This is a genomic window from Streptomyces profundus, from assembly GCF_020740535.1.
Taxonomy (GTDB): Bacteria; Actinomycetota; Actinomycetes; order Streptomycetales; family Streptomycetaceae; genus Streptomyces; species Streptomyces profundus.
Map to the genome: position 1 here is coordinate 2,814,562 of NZ_CP082362.1, position 17,734 is coordinate 2,832,295.

General features: G+C 71.5%; 18 protein-coding genes. 8 read left to right on the top strand and 10 right to left on the bottom strand.

Annotated features, from left to right (window positions below; translation table 11 throughout):
- Positions 1 to 18 precede the first annotated feature (18 nt).
- From K4G22_RS12320 to K4G22_RS12345, 6 genes are all read right to left on the bottom strand, one after another.
- Positions 19 to 591, bottom strand: coding sequence for an LOG family protein (locus K4G22_RS12320; RefSeq protein WP_228080116.1), 573 nt, complete (start codon positions 589 to 591; stop codon positions 19 to 21).
- Between the two features lie 101 nt (positions 592 to 692).
- Positions 693 to 1,445: a protein-L-isoaspartate O-methyltransferase family protein gene (locus K4G22_RS12325; protein ID WP_228080117.1), complete on the bottom strand. Its 753-nt coding sequence runs from the start codon at positions 1,443 to 1,445 to the stop codon at positions 693 to 695.
- A 35-nt stretch (positions 1,446 to 1,480) separates the two neighbouring features.
- On the bottom strand, positions 1,481 to 1,939 hold the full coding sequence (locus tag K4G22_RS12330) for an NUDIX hydrolase (protein WP_228080118.1): 459 nt from the start codon (positions 1,937 to 1,939) through the stop codon (positions 1,481 to 1,483).
- A 25-nt stretch (positions 1,940 to 1,964) separates the two neighbouring features.
- A complete protein-coding gene (locus tag K4G22_RS12335) occupies positions 1,965 to 2,369 on the bottom strand; it encodes a DUF7848 domain-containing protein (protein ID WP_228080119.1) in 405 nt (134 codons plus the stop codon).
- 80 nt (positions 2,370 to 2,449) lie between these two features.
- On the bottom strand, positions 2,450 to 2,677 hold the full coding sequence (locus tag K4G22_RS12340; protein ID WP_228080121.1) for a hypothetical protein: 228 nt from the start codon (positions 2,675 to 2,677) through the stop codon (positions 2,450 to 2,452).
- 29 nt (positions 2,678 to 2,706) lie between these two features.
- Entirely contained in the window at positions 2,707 to 3,150 is a 444-nt protein-coding gene (locus tag K4G22_RS12345) for an ATP-binding protein (RefSeq protein WP_228080123.1), read from the bottom strand.
- 269 nt (positions 3,151 to 3,419) lie between these two features.
- On the opposite strand from K4G22_RS12345, the gene K4G22_RS12350 reads away from it, so the two are divergent.
- From K4G22_RS12350 to K4G22_RS12380, 7 genes are all read left to right on the top strand, one after another.
- The gene (locus tag K4G22_RS12350; protein WP_228080125.1) at positions 3,420 to 4,304 is read left to right on the top strand and encodes a helix-turn-helix domain-containing protein; all 885 of its coding nucleotides are present in this window, start codon (positions 3,420 to 3,422) and stop codon (positions 4,302 to 4,304) included.
- 5 nt (positions 4,305 to 4,309) lie between these two features.
- A complete protein-coding gene (locus tag K4G22_RS12355) occupies positions 4,310 to 4,525 on the top strand; it encodes a DUF397 domain-containing protein (RefSeq protein ID WP_228080127.1) in 216 nt (71 codons plus the stop codon).
- Between the two features lie 454 nt (positions 4,526 to 4,979).
- Complete coding sequence (locus K4G22_RS12360; protein WP_228080129.1) at positions 4,980 to 5,168, top strand: DUF397 domain-containing protein; 189 nt, start codon at positions 4,980 to 4,982, stop codon at positions 5,166 to 5,168.
- 83 nt (positions 5,169 to 5,251) lie between these two features.
- Positions 5,252 to 5,545 carry a hypothetical protein gene (locus K4G22_RS12365; protein ID WP_228080131.1) on the top strand — a complete coding sequence of 98 codons (294 nt, stop codon included), beginning with the start codon at positions 5,252 to 5,254 and terminating at the stop codon, positions 5,543 to 5,545.
- Positions 5,546 to 6,152: 607 nt separating this feature from the next.
- Complete coding sequence (locus K4G22_RS12370) at positions 6,153 to 7,124, top strand: radical SAM/SPASM domain-containing protein (protein ID WP_228080133.1); 972 nt, start codon at positions 6,153 to 6,155, stop codon at positions 7,122 to 7,124.
- 4 nt (positions 7,125 to 7,128) lie between these two features.
- Positions 7,129 to 7,932: a hypothetical protein gene (locus tag K4G22_RS12375; RefSeq protein WP_228080136.1), complete on the top strand. Its 804-nt coding sequence runs from the start codon at positions 7,129 to 7,131 to the stop codon at positions 7,930 to 7,932.
- Positions 7,933 to 8,138: 206 nt separating this feature from the next.
- Positions 8,139 to 8,603, top strand: coding sequence for an NUDIX domain-containing protein (locus K4G22_RS12380; RefSeq protein ID WP_228080138.1), 465 nt, complete (start codon positions 8,139 to 8,141; stop codon positions 8,601 to 8,603).
- 19 nt (positions 8,604 to 8,622) lie between these two features.
- Here K4G22_RS12380 and K4G22_RS12385 read toward each other — a convergent pair whose 3' ends face one another.
- Positions 8,623 to 10,473 carry a serine/threonine protein kinase gene (locus K4G22_RS12385; protein WP_228080140.1) on the bottom strand — a complete coding sequence of 617 codons (1,851 nt, stop codon included), beginning with the start codon at positions 10,471 to 10,473 and terminating at the stop codon, positions 8,623 to 8,625.
- A 266-nt stretch (positions 10,474 to 10,739) separates the two neighbouring features.
- Here K4G22_RS12385 and K4G22_RS12390 point away from each other — a divergent pair, with 266 nt between their 5' ends.
- Positions 10,740 to 12,446 carry a DUF7507 domain-containing protein gene (locus tag K4G22_RS12390; protein ID WP_228080142.1) on the top strand — a complete coding sequence of 569 codons (1,707 nt, stop codon included), beginning with the start codon at positions 10,740 to 10,742 and terminating at the stop codon, positions 12,444 to 12,446.
- Between the two features lie 41 nt (positions 12,447 to 12,487).
- Here K4G22_RS12390 and K4G22_RS12395 read toward each other — a convergent pair whose 3' ends face one another.
- The 3 genes from K4G22_RS12395 to K4G22_RS12405 form a co-directional block, all read right to left on the bottom strand.
- Positions 12,488 to 14,386 carry a heparinase II/III domain-containing protein gene (locus tag K4G22_RS12395; RefSeq protein WP_228080144.1) on the bottom strand — a complete coding sequence of 633 codons (1,899 nt, stop codon included), beginning with the start codon at positions 14,384 to 14,386 and terminating at the stop codon, positions 12,488 to 12,490.
- 298 nt (positions 14,387 to 14,684) lie between these two features.
- A complete protein-coding gene (locus K4G22_RS12400; protein WP_228080146.1) occupies positions 14,685 to 14,936 on the bottom strand; it encodes a hypothetical protein in 252 nt (83 codons plus the stop codon).
- A 48-nt stretch (positions 14,937 to 14,984) separates the two neighbouring features.
- Positions 14,985 to 17,564: an ATP-binding protein gene (locus K4G22_RS12405; RefSeq protein WP_228080148.1), complete on the bottom strand. Its 2,580-nt coding sequence runs from the start codon at positions 17,562 to 17,564 to the stop codon at positions 14,985 to 14,987.
- Positions 17,565 to 17,734: the final 170 nt, after the last annotated feature.

Genomic DNA, 17,734 nt, shown 5'->3' on the forward strand with positions numbered 1-17,734 from the left:
GCCACCACGCCGGGCGGCCTACCGCCCGCGCGCCGGTTGGGGCACGGCGCGCAGGCGGTCCTCCAGGGTGGTCAGCAGGCCGGGCAGGTCGGGGGCGACGGCCAGGTCGTCCAGGGTGGACGCCGCGAGGAAGCCCGCGTCCACGAGGCCGCGCAGGGCGCCGAGCAGCGGCGTCCAGAAGCCGCCGGCGTCGAGGAAGCCAACGGGCTTGGCGTGAAAGCCGAGTTGGCGCCACGACCACACCTCGAAGAGCTCCTCAAGCGTGCCCAGGCCACCCGGCAGCGCGACGAACGCGTCGGCGCGCTCCGCCATCAGCGCCTTGCGCTCGTGCATCGAGTCGCAGATCACCAGCTCGGTCACCTCGCGGTGCGCCCACTCCCGCTCGACCATGTCGCGCGGGATGACGCCGATGACCTCGCCGCCGGCCGCCATCGCGCTGTCCGCCAGCACCCCCATCAGCCCCCGGCGACCGCCGCCGTAGACGATCCCTATGCCCCGCCGCGCCAGCTCCGCGCCCACGGCGGCGGTCAGTTCGGCGTGCGCCGGGTCGTGCCCGTCGGACGAGGCGAGAAAGACGGCGAGTCGACGCATGGGGCACTCCTGAAGGTCGCGGACGAACCCATCCCGTCTACCACGCCGACCCCCACACCGACCACGGCTTTCCGCCCCCCCACCGCCGCCGGTGAGCGCTCCTAACCGGTGGCTGGCCAGTAGGGGCCCGTGGACGGATCGTCGCACCAGATGAACTGACCCGTGTCACGCTCGACCGTCATGCCGAAGTCGTAGATGTCGGGTGCTCCCCGCTCGGTCCAGTGGGTCCAGGCGTGGTCGAGTTCCGCGGCGAGGTCGCGGGGGCCGCCGGTGTGGGCCGTGGCCTTGGGGCCGTCGAGTGTCGCCCAGGAGGAGACGATCAGCCGATCGAATGGCGCTCCGCCGGGCCAGCCGGCCGTGCCGTCACCGACTTCGACCGTGGCCCGCACTCCCGCGCGCGCGAGTCGGTTCCTCGCGGTGGCGGCGAGTTCGCCGTCCACCTCGACGGAGGTCACCCGGCCAGGACCGACCCGGTGGGCCAGCAGCGCGGCGTTCCAGCCGGTGCCGGCGCCGAGTTCGAGGATCCGGTGCCCCGGCTCCGCCAGCAGGGAGTCCAGCATGTCCGCCACCACCGCCGGCGCGGACAGGCTGGACGACGGACGCCCCTCGGTGATCTGGGTGATCGCGGCATCGTGGGGCCCGGCGTAGACCTGAGCCGCCCAACGGTCGGGGTCGGCCCCGCGATCCACGGACCGGTACGCGTACCCGTCCCAGAACCACAGGCGGTCAGCGGCGAAGTCATGGCGAGGCAGGCTCCACGCGGCCTCCCTGATCCAGGGGGACCGTTCGGGCCAGTACCCCGACTCCGCCATGACGGCGTCCAACCCACCCCACCGCACGTCGATCGCCGACACGCTAGATCCTTCTTCCCCGGCAGCGAGGGCCGTAGTCAGAGGAAGGCCGCCTCGGGGCGGTCGCCGTTGATGAGGAGGGGGATGCGGCGGCGGCGGTTGGTGGCGATGATGGCGTACTGGACGATGGACGGCGGCTCGTTCAGCTCGCGCAGCGGCAGCCAACCGACGCGCTCCGGCAGCCGGTTGGCGTCGGCCGGGACGCGGGGGAGTTCGCCGCCGTCGAGGACGTAGGTGAGCGCGGTGAGTCGGCCCGCCTCGTCCGTGTCGAGGCTGAACGCGAGGGCCTCACAGCAGGAGCGGTCATACCCCGTCGCCCTGATCATCTTCTCCCGCGCCGCCAGGATCGGACAACGACCCGCCCCCACCTCGCCGTTGGGGAGCACCCAGGCCGCGTTCTCCCCCGAGCCGCGCACCATCAGCACGTGGTGGGTGGCGGTGGTGGCCAGGACATGGAAGCGGATGGGGACGGGCGAACGGCTCAACGTCGTGTGCATGGTGTCTCTTTCGTCGTGGGGGTGGTCAGGCGCTGGCCATCAGGAGCCCGGTGGCCACGGTCAGCACGCACATCAGGCCGACGAACGTGGGCCCGAACGCGCGGTCGACAAAGGCGGCGACGGGTCCGCGCCGCGGCTCGGGCGCCGGCGGGGTCGGAGCGGTGGGGCAGTCGACGCGCCAGTGCTTCTCGCCACGGATGAGGAACCGCCCGTGGTCCGGCGTCTCCCTGGTGTGCTCTATCACCCACACCGTCACCGGCTGCGCGTCGTCTTCGACCACCGGCGAACGGGCGTCGCAGGTCAGGCACTCGGCGCCGTAGATCACCCGCGGCACCCCCCGCCCGCGTTCCTCGCTCACCGACCAGTCCGCGCCGCGCGCGACCGGATACGGGTAACGGTGCCCGTAGGCATGGGTCCGATGGTGGGTCAACGCTGTTCCCTCGTTTCGCGGCGATATGCACGGCGGATGGGTGACGGATTCTTCGGATGGTCGGTGGAGTCCCCCGGCGGTCACGGGAGTTCGCCGCTCTTGGTGCGGTAGTTGGCCACACTGGCCGCGTTGAGCTGCTTGATGCGGGCACGCAGAGCCGCGTGGCGGTCCAGCGGATCGGGCGCCGGCGGCGGCGGTTCGTCCGGCGCCTCCTCGGCGCGCCGGATCTGGTCCACCAGCCAGGCCAGCGCCGCCGCCAACGCCCGGTAGACCAGGTAGACGAATGCCGGTGCACCGAGCAGGGTCAACCATGCCCAGTGAAAGAACATCCAGGTGCTCAGCACTCGGCATCATCGCCACAACGGATCGCGAACCAGACGGACTTGCCGACGGTCCCGTCGTCCCAGACGTGGCGGAAGCAGCCGAAGTCGGTGGCCATCCGGCTGAGCAGCCACAGCCCGCGCCCCGCGTCCGCCTCCGGGTCCGGCGGCCGGGCGCCCACCACCGGGAAGGCGGACGACCGGTCCAGCACCTGGACGATCGCCAGCTCCGGAAGCCGGGCCAGCAGCAGCCGGCACTCCGGGTCGGCCACATGGCGGGTCACATTGGTCAGCAGCTCCGTGACGCCGAGCTGACCCAACTCCTGCGCCGGCTCCGGCAGATGCCACCGGCGCATGACGTCCGTTACGCGCCCCCTCCACGCACCGATCCCCTGGGCACGCGCCGTTAACAGCCAGTTACGCGCGTCCTCGTCTGCAACAAGCCTTTCCGTCAAGGTCATTTGACGCCTCCCCGGGTGGTCGCGAGCAGGGGCTCGAACGACGTCGCTCACTGTTTCGAAACAGAGAGTGAGCGCATAGCTCCAGAATGACAGGCAGAGTGGTAGCGGAGCCACGAAGAGCCTGTAATTCTGAGCTCAAAATCCATTGAGTGTTTCGGTGATTACGGCCGGTAATTCCACGTCGGCGCAAAACAATTGACGGACGCTCAGAAAATTGCTTGTGATCGCAGAACGTGCGGCGCAAGACTGAAGTGAGAGAGGACTGACGGATGAGGACGGACATCGAGTCGGCGACCCCGGCGCTGTGCCGCATCCAACTGGCCAACGAGCTGCGGAGGTTGCGCGTCGCGTCCGAGCTGAAGGCCAACCGGGTCTGCGCCCGGCTGATCTGGAGCCCCTCCAAGCTGACCCGCCTTGAGGGCGCGGAGAACACGGTGGTGGAGCCCGCGGATGTGATCGCGCTCTGCGAGATCTACGGGGCGGGCCCGGCGTTGAAGAAGGAGCTGGTCGAGTTCGCCCGGGTCACCAAGGAAAAGAAGGACTGGTGGCAGAACCCGGAGTATCACCCCCTGATCACCCCGGTGTTCCGGGCCTTTCTGGGCCTGGAGTCCTCGACCTCGGGCCTGCTGAACTACGAGTCGGAGTTTGTCCCCGGACTGCTCCAGACCGAGGCGTATATCCGGGCGATCTACCAGGAGGCGCATCGGGAGATGACCCCCGACGACGTCGAACGCCATGTGGCGATCCGGCTGACCCGCCAGGAAAACCTGCTGCGGAAGCCCAACCCACTGCGGTACACCGTGATCATCAACGAGTCGGTGCTCCGACGTAAGGTGGGCAGCGCCGAGCTGATGCGGGAGCAGCTGGCCCACATCGTGAAGACAGCGGAGGGGCGAGCCCATGTCCGGGTCCAGGTGGTGCCGTTCGGGATGGGGGTCCACCCCGGGATGAACGGCTCCTTCGTGATCTTCCAGTTCGACGAGCCCACCGTCGCCCCCTCGATCGTCTACCTGGAGAGTCTGGCGGACAGTTGGGTCAGTCGTAAGGAGCGCTACGTCCAGCGCTACGAGGACACCTTCCGTGACCTCCAGGCCCTCGCCCCCGGGCACCAGGAGTCCCTGGGCCTGCTCAAGAAAGCAATCAAGGAGTTCTAAGACCGATGAACACGCGAGCGACCATCGCCTCCACCGAGCTTGACTGGTTCACCTCCAGCTACAGCAACAACCAGGGCGGGAACTGCGTCCAGGGGGCGCGGCTGTCGGACGGCGGGATGGCCGTTCGCGACTCGAAGAACCCCGCCGGGCCGGCGTTCGGCTTCGGGCCCTCGGCCTGGACCGGCTTCCTGGCCGCTGTGAGGTCCAACGACCTGGCCTGAGCGACCGATGCCCCAACCGGACGCCATTCGCGGGCGGTTGGGGCATTATTGCGCCCTCCGTTCCACCTTCGGGTGAACAGTCCGCCATTTGGCGCTTCGCCCGCTGCGACGGGGCTAGAGTTCTGGTCATGAGGTCGTCCCCAACGAACTCAACTGGGCCCCCTCCAGTCGTAGTTCTCTACTACGTGGGGAGCTGCGCTGGAGGGCGGCCCAGGCTCCATCCGGCAGCGCGATGCGGGATGCGAAGGACCTAGGCAGTCCGTCGTCCCCGTCTCTCCGCTGCCACCTGGTCCGGCTTCCTCGCCGAGCCAGGCATATCGCCGGCGTCAGTCGCCTCGTCTGACCGCCCGGCTGCATAAACGGAAAGCCCCAACTGTGTTGCCGGCCAGTAGCTAGTTGGGGCTTTCCCTATGCCCTCTTCACCCTGGGTGCCCGCCCGCCTACCCTCGTTGCCATGACATCGACACCCGCGAACCTCCGCTGGTTCACGTCCAGTTACAGCAACGACCAAGGCGGCGACTGCGTTCAGGCGGCCCGGCTCCCGGCCGGCGCCGGCATCGCCATCCGTGATTCGAAGCGGCCCGACGGGCCCTCGTTCACCGCCACCCGGACCGCCTGGACGGGCTTCCTCGCGGGGCTCTGACCCGGCCGTTCCTTTGGACGGCTCCGGTCGTTGGTGCTCTCGGAAGCGGACCCTCCGCTGCCGAGAGAGAGGCACCCCACAGCATGCGCACCACCATCACCGCCTTGAGTTCCCTGGCCGCCGCGGCCCTGCTCACCGTCGCCGGCGCCACCTCCGCCCAGGCCGCGGAGGGCGTGCTCACCATCGACGGCGTCGAGCGCGAGAACCCGTCCGGCTGCTACCCGGTGAGCGACGCCCCCGACTACTTCACCGTGGCCAACGACACCAACGTCGGCGCCCGCGTCCACTCGGGTGCCAACTGCTCCGGCGGCCTCACCAACCTCGTCGGCCCGGGCTCCGTCCAGGAGATCTACGGCGCCAGCGTCTTCATCCCGTAGTCCGTCGCGCGCTCCCCGGCCCCCCGTCCGCTCCCGGACGGGGGGCCGCCGCATGTTCGGCCACCGTCGCTTTTCGGACACACGGAGCGTGACCAAACGGGGCGCTCACCGCGTGGTGCCGCCACTCCCGCCACCCGCCCGCCCGGGCCCCAACGCCCCCAACTCACGCCCTCCGAGCCCCCGTTCACCCCTCCCAAGCCCCCGCCGACCGCCACCCTCCGTCACCACCGGGGGCCGCACGTCGAGCCCCGTGTTCGATTCCCCACGCCACCCCCGAAGCCCCGTCCCCACCACCCCACTTGCGCGCCCCCCGCTCACTTTCCGTCACCAAACCAAAGGTTCCACCGCCCCGCGGCCAATTCCGCGCCTGCGCGGAGGTTTAACCGGCGACACCTTGGTACGACGGGCGCGGCCACGTCGCCACACCAAGAACCCATGCCTGCGGCAACCGTCCAAGCCCAGATGTGCGTGCTTTCGTGCCCACCCCGTGCGCCGGGACGGAGCAACGGGACGGCTCCGTAGGCTGGTTGGCACGCAGTCACATGTTCAGTAACTTGGCCTGTAGGTTGACCGACTCACCTGTGGACAGGTTTGATGGAGGTGCTTGGTGTCCCCAACGACCGGATCATTACCCCTGAACTCGGCGAAGGTCGGATTCCTCTGGTTGGATCTGACGCGGAAGTGCCAGCTGGAATGCGACCACTGCTACAACGAGTCCGGACCTGGCGGCGATCACGGCAGCATGAGCCGCGAAGCATGGATTGATCTCCTTACCCAGGCTGCGACTACCGGAATTCGCAGCGTCCAGTTCATCGGGGGCGAGCCCACGATGCATCCGCACTTTGCGGAACTGCTGGATCACGCGCTGGCTCTCGGCTTGGAAACGGAGATATTCAGCAATCTCGTGCACATCTCCGAGACGAACTGGGCGCGTTTTCGGCGCGCTGGCGTTTCGCTCGCCACGTCCTACTACTCGGATCAGGCGGGTGAACACAACGCCTTGACCGGTAGGCCAAGTCATCGCCGCACCCGGGCCAACATCGCCAAGGCGGTGGAACTCGGCATCCCGATCCGCGCGGGGATCATCGTCGGTCGCGATGACCAACGTGTGACCGAGGCCCGGGCCGATCTTGAATCGCTGGGCGTGACGAGAATCGGCGTCGACGACGTCCGGCCGTTCGGCCGGGGAGAGAAAGGGGGTAGGCAAGAGCCGAACCCGGCCCACCTCTGCGGCCGGTGCGGCACCGACGCCGCGGCCATCGGCCCGAGCGGCGAGGTCACACCGTGCGTGTTCGCCACCTGGATCAAGGTGGGAGACGTGCGGCAAGAAGAGCTGGGTACCATTCTGAACGGCCCCACCATGGCCCTGGCGAGCGCGGCCATCCGCCAAGCCGTCCGGAGCGAAAAGCCCAAACCCGAACTGAAATGCGCCCCCAAGAAATGCTACCCAGACCAGACCCCGTGTTTCCCCGCGAGAACGCCCTGCACCCCGAAGGGGGATCTGCCTCCTGCTTGTCATCCCGATAATGGCGAGTGCGAACCCGGCTACACTTCAAACCATTGTGATCCACGGAGGTAAGGCTTTGGAGGCCCTGAACCCCAGCCCGGAAATCCGGGCACTAGTTGCGGCGCACGTGGGGAAAGTCGAGCGATTTCTGGCACCCAAACATGGATATGGCACCGATTTCCTTGCCATCGTCGAAGGTCAACAGCAGTCCTTCTTCGTCAAGGCGATGCGGAACCAGCCTGGCGGGCGGCGTGATCAGATGCTGCGGGAGAAGGCGATCAACCCGTTTGTTCGCACCCTGGCCCCTGAGTTGTTGTGGTCGGTGGAGGACGCGGATTGGATCGTTCTCGGGTTCGAAAGGGTTGATGCGCGAGACGCGGAGTTCGGAAAGGGGTCGGCGGACGTGCCGGCGCTTGTCGAACTAGTCAACGCGATCGGCGAATTGGATCTGCCCGGAGTCGCTCGGGACTGGCCAGAGACCCGTTGGGACTGGTGGGCCGACCGGGGGGCCCCGGAGCTGTTTCGCGGCGACACACTCCTGCACGTGGACATCAACCCTGGCAACCTGCTGATCGGGGCCGACCGCAACTGGGTCGTGGACTGGTCCTGGCCCACGCGGGGAGCGGCCTTTATCGATCCGGCGATGCTGGTCCTCCAACTGATCGGTGGCCTGTACACGCCTGCTGAGGCCGAATCCTTCGCACGAGGGTGCCCAGCGTGGACGGAGGCCGACCCGGAGGCGATCGACGCGTTTGTCGTCGCCACCGCCCGGATGAACCGGCACCGCGCGTTGCGCCGGCCCGACGAGCCCTGGCTGGACGCCATGGCCGTCGCGGCCGAATCCTGGGCGGCGTACCGGGGGGTGACCGTCTACCACTGAGCGCCGCCGGCGGGTTCGCCGGATTCGGCGATCGGTGCGGGGCGCGGAGGTTGAAAGCGGTCCGGTGTCGAGACGCGCGATGCTCCAGGGCGCGCCGGGTGGGTTCCACGTTCAGTGTCGTCGACCGTCGCGTGACTCCGTGTCCACCCCCTGCGCCGTCGTGGGGCAACGGGGTGGCTACGTAAGGTGGTTGGCATGAGGCAGATATGCGGAGGCTGATGGCCCGGGTGTGGCGCGCGCTGGGGGGCCGGGTGCAGTGGCGGGTGTCGTGGCTGCTCAACGCGAAGTTCATGGTCGGTGTGACGGGCGTGGTCCGCGACGACGCGGGGCGGGTGCTGCTGCTGCGCCACCGCTTCTGGGCCGAGGGCCGCGACTGGGGCCTCCCGACGGGGTACGCCAAGCGCGACGAGTCCTTCCAGGACACGGTGGTCCGCGAGGTGCGTGAGGAGACCGGCCTGGAGGTGAAGGTCGGCGACCTGGTCCGCCTCAACAGTGGCTACCGGCTGCGCGCCGAAGCGGCCTACGAGGCCGTCCTGGTCGGCGGCACCCTCACCCTCGACCCCACCGAAATCCTCGAAGCCGCCTGGTTCACCCCCGACAACCTCCCCACCGGCCTCCAGCCCTCCCACCGCCCCCTGATCCTCGGAGAACCGAACCAACCCGACCCCTGAGCCCGGCCAACCACCACGATCAGCAGGTGTCGCTCTCCATCGCCTCGGCCTCGTCGACGGTGGTGCCCTCGTGCTGGATCTCCACCTTGAAGGTGGTCCCGCAGGGCAGGGACTCGAAGGCGTACGAGAGCTGGACTTCCTCGTCGGGGGTGACGGACACGGTCTCCTCGTGGACGAGCATCCATACGTCCTCCCCTTCCTCGTGGTACAGCCAGATCACGTCCACCTCCGTCCAGATGTCGCTGGTCAGCGTCGCCCAGGCCACGTCGTACCGGACGTCGTCGTAGGCCACCACGAAGTCAGCTATATGGAGCGCCCACCCCGCTCCGCCCGGCTCCGTATCGTCCAGCTCCGTATCGTCCGGCCACACTTCGTCCGACCCCGTATCGTCCAGCTCCGTATCGTCCGACCCCGTATCGTCCCGGGTGCACTCGATCGCCTCGGGGGACCCGATGGTGACGCCCTCGTGCTTGATCTCGGCCTTGAAGGTGGTCTCGCAGGCCTTGGCGGCGAAGTTGTGCGAGAGCTGGACTTCCTCGTTGGGGGTGATGGACACGGTCTCCTCGTGGGAGCGCGTCCACTCGTCCACCCCCTCCTCGCGGTACTGCCAGAGCACGTCGACCTCCGCCCGGGTGTCGCTGGTCAGCGTCGCCGAGGCCACGTCGTACTGGAACTCGTCGTAGGCCACCACGAGGTCACCCACGTGGAAGTCGGGTTCGTCCGAGCCGTCGCCCCCGGTGTTCACGACGACGATGCCGACGCCCACGGCGAGGACGAGGACCAGCGCCGGTATGGCGATCAACCAGGTCCGGCGCCGCCGGGCACCGGCGGAGGGCGGCGGAGGTGTCGGCACCACGCCGTACTGCGGTGCGGGAACGGGCGCGGGCGCGGGCGGGTGGGGCGCTACGGGCCGCACCTGGGCCGGCGGGGTCGCGGGGGTCGGCGGGGTCGGGGGGCTCGGGTGCGACAGCCAGCCCGCGGTGGGCAGGACGTCGTCCAGGCCCATTTCGGCGCCCAACTCCCGGCATAGCGCAAGCAGTTCCCTGGCCGACGGTCGGTCAGCCGCCTCGTGGCGCAGGCAGGGCTCGATCAGCCGGCGCAGCCCGGGCGGGCAGGCGGTCAGGTCCGCGTGGGTGTGCGCGATCCGGTAGAGCAGCGCGTCCGGCGTCCCCTCACCGAAGGGATGCGAGCCGGTGGCCGAGACGTGGGCCGTCAGCCCGAGCGCGAAGATGTCCGTGGCGGAGGTGATCTCGCCCCCTCGCACCTGCTCCGGGGCCATGAAGCCGGGGGTGCCGATCCGGGTTCGGGTCCCGGTCAGCATGGAGGCGTCCGCGGCCCGGGCGACGCCGAAGTCGATGACGATCGGCCCGTCAGCGGCGAGCATCACGTTCCCCGGTTTGAGGTCCCGGTGGACCATCCCCTCCTCGTGGATCGTGGTCAGCGCCGAGGCGATGCCGGCCACAAGCCGCAGCACCACGTGCGGGGCGAGCCGCTCGCCCACCACGTTCAGGACCTGGTGCAGGGAGGGGCCCGGTACGTACTCGGTGGCCAACCAGGGTGTCGGGCCCTCGGTGTTGCTGTCCGCCACGGGCGCTATGTAGCGGCCCCGCACCCGTCGCGCCGCCCGGACCTCCCGCTCGAACCGCCGCCGGAACTGCGGGTCCTCGGCCAGATCGGGATGTACCACCTTCAACGCGATCGGCTGCCCGCCCCGGGTCTCCGAGAGATACACCGCCCCCATGCCCCCCGAGCCCAGCCGCCCCCGCAGCTGGTAGCCGGAGATGTCCCGAGGGTCCCACTCGCGCAGCGCCCCGGGGGGTGGCGCCTGCCACGCCGCCGCGTCTCCGTGCCCGGCTAAGCCGTCCGCCATCACGCCCCCCACATCGTCGCGCCCGATGTCCAACGGAATCACCGAGCATCGTATGTCCTGCCCCCAGCCGGAAGAAGGGCGACGCTGGCCCGGGCGCCACCGGGCCGACCACGCGCGTCTCCTCGACGGCGTGGGATCGGGCGGGCGCGTCGTCGCGGACGGGTGAGGGTCGATTACCTGCGGTGACCAGGGTGAAGGTGTTCTCCGCACATGACATCCCCGCTATCCGAAACGGGCGATACCTCCGGTCACTCGGGGTCGCGCTGATGCTGGGCGCTTCGCCGCTGCTGGCGAGCCCGGCGGTGGCCCAACCCGGCGGGCCGCCGTTGGTGGACGAGACGTTCACCGGGGCGAGCGCGGACCCGGACTTCCTGGGCTTCGGCTCCGCCTGTCTGACCGGGGCGCCCATCGACGACTCCCCACCGGGGCCAGGCGCCGAGCCGCTCGGTGGCTGCCCGAGCGGCTCGACGGGCCCGGTGCCGCCGCCGGACGGTGCCCCGTTCGGCTATCTGCGGCTCACCGACGCCGCCACCGACCAGGCGGGCGCGGCGCTCTACGAGCAGGCGATCCCGTCCGGCGCCGGGCTCCATGTGACCTTCGAGCAGTGGCAGTACGGCGGCACCACGGACCCGCCGGCGGACGGGATCTCGTTCTTCCTGATCGACGGGGCCGCCACGTTGGACGCGCCCGGCGCGTTCGGAGGCAGCCTCGGCTATGCCCAGAAGCTGCCGGACGACGATCCGAGCCAGGAGTTCCTGCCCGGCGTCAACCAGGGCTATCTCGGCGTGGGCCTCGATGTGCTGGGCAACTTCTTCGGCGACTGGGAGCAGCGCGGCAACGGCTGCGCCGAACGCTCCCCCGCCGGAACGGAGTTCCGGGTACCGCCGCCCGGCCCCAACATGGTGACGGTCCGGGGCCCGGGGAACGGGACGGACGGCTACTGCTTCCTGACCGCCACCGCGGACCAGCTCACCACCACCCCGCCGTGGAACTCCACCCTGCCGGGGGAGCTGCACGGGCCGACCACGGCGCTGCCGCCCGATGTCACGCCCGAGGAGGCGGAGACGCTGTTGGAGCCGTCGCGGCGGACCGTGACCGTGGAGATCTCGCCGACGCCCGACCCCGTGCTGACGGTGGCCGTGGACTTCCACGACGGCGCCGGCAGTCAGCGGGTGCTTTCCACGCCGGCGCCCCAACCGGTGCCCGACAGCTACAAGTTCGGGTTCGCCGGCTCGACCGGGCTCTTCACCGATGTGCATCTGATCCGCAATGTGGCGGTGCACCCGGTCGCCGAGCTGCCCCGGCTGAGCGTCGTGAAGCAGATCGCGGAGGAGCCCCCGCTGCCCGAGGTGCTGCCGGCCGGCACCGTGGTGCCCTACACCTATCTGGTGACCAACGGCGGGGACACCCCGATCAGCGGCCTGGCCGTACTGGACGACCGGGCGGTGAACGTGGTCTGTCCCCGGGAGCGGCTGTGGCCCGGCGAGAGCATGACCTGCACGGGCGAGTATGTGATCACCCAGGACGACGTGGGCCGGGGCACCGTCACCAACACCGCGGTGGCCAGCGGCGTGGTCGACCACACCGTGATCACCTCGCCGCCCGACCGGGTCACGCTCGATCTGGGCTCCGAGGTCGGTCTTGGGCTCAGCAAGTCGGTGGACGACTCCAGGCCCTATGAGCACGGCGAGCCGGTGGTCTACCGGTACACCGTCACCAACCTCAGCGACGAGCCGGTGTCCGGGGTGGTCGTGACGGACGATCTGGTCGCCGACGTGACCTGCCCGTCCGGCACGCTGGCGCCCGGCGAGAGCACCCACTGCACCGGCCGGTATCTGGTCGGCGAGCACAAGGGCGACTGCGGCAGGATCACCAACACCGCCGTCGCGAGCACCGAGGACGGGGCGCTGCGCTCCGCTCCCGACACCGCGACCATCACGGTCAAGAAGCCCTGCGGGCACCGGCCCAAGTGAGGATGGCACGGGGGCCCGCCGCGGGCCCCCGTGCCGGCCGGTCAGGCATCGGCGTCCGCCCGGGGGGCGGCCCGGAAGGTGAGGCGGGTGTGGCCCTCGGCGGCCGGGGTGGTGGCGATCAGCCGCACCCGGTGCACGGTGGGCCCCCACACGGACGTCAACCTGGGGTCGCCGACGGCGCGTTCCTCCGCTTCGAGGGAGAAGGCGGCGGCGTCGTAGCCGAGCAGCACCCGATGTCCCGGCGCGCCGAGCAGCAGGCTGCCCGGGGTCGGCCCGACGTCCACCGGGTGGGTGGTCACCAGGTGCAGCGCCAGGGACTCGGGCGGCCAGGCCAGGCGCCAGCGGTCGGTGACGGAGACCTCGGCGGGGTCGGTCCCGTCGGCGCGGCGCAGCGTCAGCGTGCGTTCCCAGCGTTCGACCCCGGCCTCCTCGGGCCAGGTGGCGGCCAGGTCGAGGGAGAGGGCGGCGGACGCCTCGGTGAGGGTGGCCGCCACCTCGCGCGCGGAGTGCCGGGCGCCCGCGGCCTGTTGGTGGCCGCCGACCAGGGGGAGGTTGTGCCAGGCCGAGCCCATCGTCCAGATGTCGTAGCGGTCGGGGCCGAACGTCTTGCGGCTGTAGGTGCCGACGCCGAGGTCGATGACGACCGGGCGGCCCCGGTGGGCCAGCACGAAGGAGCCCACGTCGTTGTGGTTGTGGAACTCGCCGTTGTGGCCCCCCTTCGTGGCCAGGAAGAGTCCCTCGGGGTCGCCTGCGCGTTCCCGCGCGACCAGTAGCTCGGTGTCGGGCAGCCAGCGCTGCGCGGGCAGCGGCGCCGGGCCGGGGCCGGCCGACCGCCAGTCGGCGTCGAGCAGCGGGGTGACGAGCCGCGCGAGGGAGACGTCGGGGGCCGCCAGCGAGTCGGCCGGCGGCGTGGCGGCGGCCAGCGCGGCGACCTCGGGCTCGCCGACGCGGACGCCGTAGCGGTGCAGCAGCCCCGGCTCGACCTGGCCCAACAGGGGCCGGCCGTCGGCGAAGTTGACGTACCAGTCGCCGGCGATGTGCGCGGTGACCGGGTAGCGGGCCAGCGCGGCGGTGCTCGGCAGCGCGAGGGCGGACGGATCGCCGGTGGCGTCGGCGAGGCTCTCCAGACACTCGAAGTAGGAGGCGCCCGAACGCCACCAGTACCAGATGCCCTCGTCGCAGCCGCCGTCGTCGGGGGCGCAGGCCAGATAGCGGTCCAGCGTCTCGACGGCGCGGACGACGCTGTCCAGCAGGGTGTCGGCGCTCTCCTCCAGCAGCAGGGCGGCGGGCAGGACGTTGGAGACGATCCAGCTGGTCCAGTTGTTGAGCCGCTCGCCCGAGCGGCCGAGCCACCACCAGTCGTCGCGCTCCCGGAACGGCGCCAGCACCCGGGTGCGGACCTCGCGCACCAGGACGCGGTCCGTCTCCGGGGGGAGTTCGTCGCCGACCAGCAGCCGGGTGTGCGCCAGCAGCGCGGCCGTGTCGGCGGCGAACAGGTCGACGGTGGGCCGGGCCCGGTCGGGCGCCGGATCTCCCCGCATGTCGTGGCTCAGCTCGTGGGCCGGGAGGCACCAGGTGATCTCGGCGCAGATCAGCCGGACGACGGCGTCGAGCTCGGCCGTCGCCGCACCCGGGCCGACGAGGAGGGTGCGCAGCACGGCCGCGTTGAGCCGGGTGCGGCGGGCGAAGTAGGCGTGCTCGTAGCGCTGCCGGTCGCCGGTCTGGCCGAAGTCGGCGAAGCCGTCCGGGGGCAGCGGCGGCAGCTCGTCGGCGAGGTGCCGGGCGGTGAGGTCGAGCAGGCGACCGCGTGTCGACGCCGGCAGCCGTCCCCAGGCGGCGCGGTCGGCGGCGGGCGGCAGGGGGCGCCAACCGCCGGGCGGGGGCAGGGCGGTGGCGAGCTTCTCGCGCGGATAGAGGTCGGTGAGCTGGTGGTGCGGCACGTTGGGGTCCCTCCGTGCGGGGTGCTTGGTGCGGGGTGCTCGTCGTTCGGTGGGCGGGGCGTCGCGGTGCGTTCGGCGCCGATGGGCGGAAGGTTTGGTGCCGGTCCTGGGCTGGTCGCGGCGGAGGGGCGAGCCCATCGGGGCTCGCCCCTCCGCCCTGTCGGTCACAGGAATCGTGGCGCGTACGGATCGCGATAAACCCGGTGCGACCGCATGGCTGAGGCGGTGGCCCGGGTTGGGGCCACCGCCTCGGCGGGTGAGGTGGGCCACCGGGCGACCGGCGGCCTGGGGGCGGCTCTCACGCCCCCTCGTCCGGCTCGTCCGCGCCCCGGTGGACGTGGAGTTCGCCGTTCATCACGGTGAAGACGCTGGCGTGGTCGGTGGCCAGGTTGGTCTGCGTCGGGCCCGGCGCCTGGGCCGGCCGCTCGTTCGGCTGTTCGGCCGGCTGTTCGGTCCGGGTCTCGATCGTGTTGCCATGGCCGGCCACCACGGGGCCCGTGGCGTTGCCGCCGATGTGGACCGAGTAGCTGTCGTCGCCTGCCGCTGTCATCGAGGCCCCTTCGTCAAGTCTTCGAGAAGACGGTGGTGGTGCGGCGGGTCAGGCGTAGGACAACCGGGTCCACTGCTCGTCGCCGCAGTTGTAACACTCGTAGAGATCGCTCGGCGGCACGTACACGTTGACGGCGGCCGTCTCGCCGTCCGCCGCGATGTCGATGGTGAGGTCGGCGTTGAAGACCACCGTCCCACAGGTGTCGTCCTCGATGTCGAGGACGGGCATGGTCCCCTGGAAGTCGCCGCCGGAACCGCTGACCTCGATGGTGGTGAGCCCGTCGCAGTGGTCCAGCACCTGCCAGCGGTAGGCGCCGGAGCCGGCCGCGACGATCCGCACCATGTACCCGTCCGCGTCCTGCCAGGTCCCGGCCAGGTCCTCGGGGTCGGGCGGGGGTTCGGTGGGCTCCTCGGGTTCGGGGGCCTCGGTCGGCTCGGTGATCGGGTCGTCGTCGGTCCCGCCCAAGCCGCCCGTGCCGCCGTCGGTGCCTCCGGTGCTTCCGTCGGTGCTTCCGTCGGTGCCGGACGAGCTGCCGGCGACCGAGGTGTCGGAGGACCCCGTCGTCTCGTTCGGGCCGTCGTCCGACGCGCGTTGCACCAGGACCACGCCGAGGGTCAGGGCGGTGAGCGCGGCCACCGAGGTCACCAGCAGGGCGCCCGTCGACAGTCCGCCGCCGCCGGCGGCGCCGCCCGCCGTGGTGGCGGCGCTGGAGAGGCCGCCGTCCGGGAGGCCGAAGGCCGAAGCGCCGCCGTCCGGGGCGCCGGTGGCCGGGGCGGCGGCGGCCGAGCCGTCCGGGGGCGGGCCGGTGGGGGGCCAGTTCCAGAGCGCGGACTGGCCGAGCTCGGCGACCGGCTCCGGCACGACGTCGCTGGCCAGCTGCGACATGTGCTCGACCACCTCGGCGTCCGAAGCCCCCGAGAAGTCCGGCGCTGCGGAGGCGTCCGGCGCCGCGGAGAAGTCCGGCGGCTCGGGCGCGGGCGGCGCCTCCGGCGGCGGGGGCACATCGGCGACCGTGGGCAGGTCGGAGAGCGGCGGGGGACCCTCGGGCGGCGGGGGCAGGTCCGGCGGTGGGGGCAGGTCGCCGGCGAGGGAGCCGCCGGGCGGCTCCGCCTGGCCCAACGCGTCCGCGCCGTCCCCGTGTTCGGCCACCCCCGGCTCCGCGCCCGGCTGCTGCGCCTGGGCCGCCGCCCCCGCCCCCTCGGGCGACTCGCCCAACTCCCGCCAGAGCAGCACGGCCTGCGTCATCAGCACGCCCGAGATGACCCGCTGCCCGATCAACAGCGTCCGGACGGCCTCCTCATGGGTGAAGAAGGCGATCGCCGAACGGTCCCCCGTCGTCCGGGCGGCCGACCAGCCACGGCCCAACAGCCGTCCCCACAGCCCGAAGCGCAGCCCCCTGGCCATCGCCGGCGAGGCGGCCCGCGCGACGGCGACCGCCAGATCCGCACGCCCCGCCCACACCGCCAGCTGCGTCACGGCCTCCAACGCCCGCCCGTGCGCGGCCACTTCCTCGGGCGCCGTCCCCGGCTCCGCCGCCCAGGCGGCGAAGTGCTCACTCAGCCGGTCGACGGGGAACGGGACGGGAAGCCGCACCCGCAGCGCCGGCAGCACATCCGAGACGCAGCGGAAGCCCGCGTCACTCGCCACGACCAGGCCGAGGTCGGCCAGGCCCTCGCAGAGCGCCACCGGATCGGGAGCGCCGGTCAACGCGCCCACATGCGTGGGGGCGACCACGGCGTCGCCCAGCGAGGCCAGCAGATGGAGCGCGGCGGTCGCGGTGGGGTCCAGGGCGTCGAAGAGCAGCGGCAGCAGCTCGGCGACATCGCCAGGGCGGGGCAGCCTGGCCTCGCCCGAAGGGTCGAGCCGGGCAAGACCGGTGGCGCGGAGCAGCGGCAGCGGCCGGCCGAGCGCGGCCCGCCACAGCCGCTCGGCGGCCTGCCGTTCGTCCGGCGTCAACGCGCGCCGCAGCTCCCTGGCGACCAGGTCGAGGGCCGACTCCCGATCCAGCCCTGCCAGTTCGATGGCGGTCCCCTCGCCCCACAGCGAACGGGCCTCGCCGGCCAGCACCAGCGTCGCGTCGGGCAGCGCGTTGGCCAGCGCGGCCACCCGTTCGGCGGTCAGCTCCGCGTCGTCGAGATAGACGGTCACCCGCACCTCGGCCATCAGCCGGCGGAGTTCGGCGCGCGAGGGCGCGTAGTCCTCGGAGCGGTAGCAGCTCTCGAAGACCTCCTGAGCCAGGTCGTCCGGCTCGCGGCTGGCCGCGGTGAGGAACACCACCCCGTCGGCCCCCGGCGGCAGCCGGTGCGCCGCGTGCCGCAGCAGGGTGCTCTTGCCGACGCCGGCCGGCCCCCACAGCTGGACCACCCCGCCGGCCGCGACCGCCCGGCCGAGCGCGGTCAACGCCTCGCCACGGCCCAGGGGTTCGAGCGGCCGGCGCGGGAGCAGCGCGACCCGCTCCCTGCGGGTCGGGCGCGGCGTGGCGCGGGCCAGGGTGACGTTCGAACGGTGCGCGTTGATCACCACGTTGTGGTCGCCGGCGATGAACGTGCCCGTCGCGTCCCCGCCGACGCCGAGCCGGCGGCCCGCCGCCGGCTCGGGCGAGGCGCCGCCCTCCTCGGAATCCGTCATCGTCCGCTCCTTCCGACCGCGCGTCCCCCGTGACCGTTCCCCCGACCCCAACCGCACCACAACGGCCACGCGTTGATCCGTGCGCGGCGCGATGCTCCCCCCGAAGGACCCCCGGGCCAGCGCCCCGGCCGGGGCGAGGCCATGGGGCTCGGCATCGCGCACGCCCACGG

What these genes read in the sequence shown, in the direction of transcription:
- K4G22_RS12320 (WP_228080116.1), bottom strand. Translation starts at nt 591, where the DNA reads ATGCGTCGACTCGCCGTCTTTCTCGCCTCGTCCGACGGGCACGACCCG.
- K4G22_RS12330 (WP_228080118.1), bottom strand. Translation starts at nt 1,939, where the DNA reads ATGCACACGACGTTGAGCCGTTCGCCCGTCCCCATCCGCTTCCATGTC.
- K4G22_RS12345 (WP_228080123.1), bottom strand. Translation starts at nt 3,150, where the DNA reads ATGACCTTGACGGAAAGGCTTGTTGCAGACGAGGACGCGCGTAACTGG.
- K4G22_RS12350 (WP_228080125.1), top strand. Translation starts at nt 3,420, where the DNA reads ATGAGGACGGACATCGAGTCGGCGACCCCGGCGCTGTGCCGCATCCAA.
- K4G22_RS12355 (WP_228080127.1), top strand. Translation starts at nt 4,310, where the DNA reads ATGAACACGCGAGCGACCATCGCCTCCACCGAGCTTGACTGGTTCACC.
- K4G22_RS12360 (WP_228080129.1), top strand. Translation starts at nt 4,980, where the DNA reads ATGACATCGACACCCGCGAACCTCCGCTGGTTCACGTCCAGTTACAGC.
- K4G22_RS12365 (WP_228080131.1), top strand. Translation starts at nt 5,252, where the DNA reads ATGCGCACCACCATCACCGCCTTGAGTTCCCTGGCCGCCGCGGCCCTG.
- K4G22_RS12380 (WP_228080138.1), top strand. Translation starts at nt 8,139, where the DNA reads ATGCGGAGGCTGATGGCCCGGGTGTGGCGCGCGCTGGGGGGCCGGGTG.
- K4G22_RS12385 (WP_228080140.1), bottom strand. Translation starts at nt 10,473, where the DNA reads ATGGCGGACGGCTTAGCCGGGCACGGAGACGCGGCGGCGTGGCAGGCG.
- K4G22_RS12390 (WP_228080142.1), top strand. Translation starts at nt 10,740, where the DNA reads ATGCTGGGCGCTTCGCCGCTGCTGGCGAGCCCGGCGGTGGCCCAACCC.
- K4G22_RS12400 (WP_228080146.1), bottom strand. Translation starts at nt 14,936, where the DNA reads ATGACAGCGGCAGGCGACGACAGCTACTCGGTCCACATCGGCGGCAAC.
- K4G22_RS12405 (WP_228080148.1), bottom strand. Translation starts at nt 17,564, where the DNA reads ATGACGGATTCCGAGGAGGGCGGCGCCTCGCCCGAGCCGGCGGCGGGC.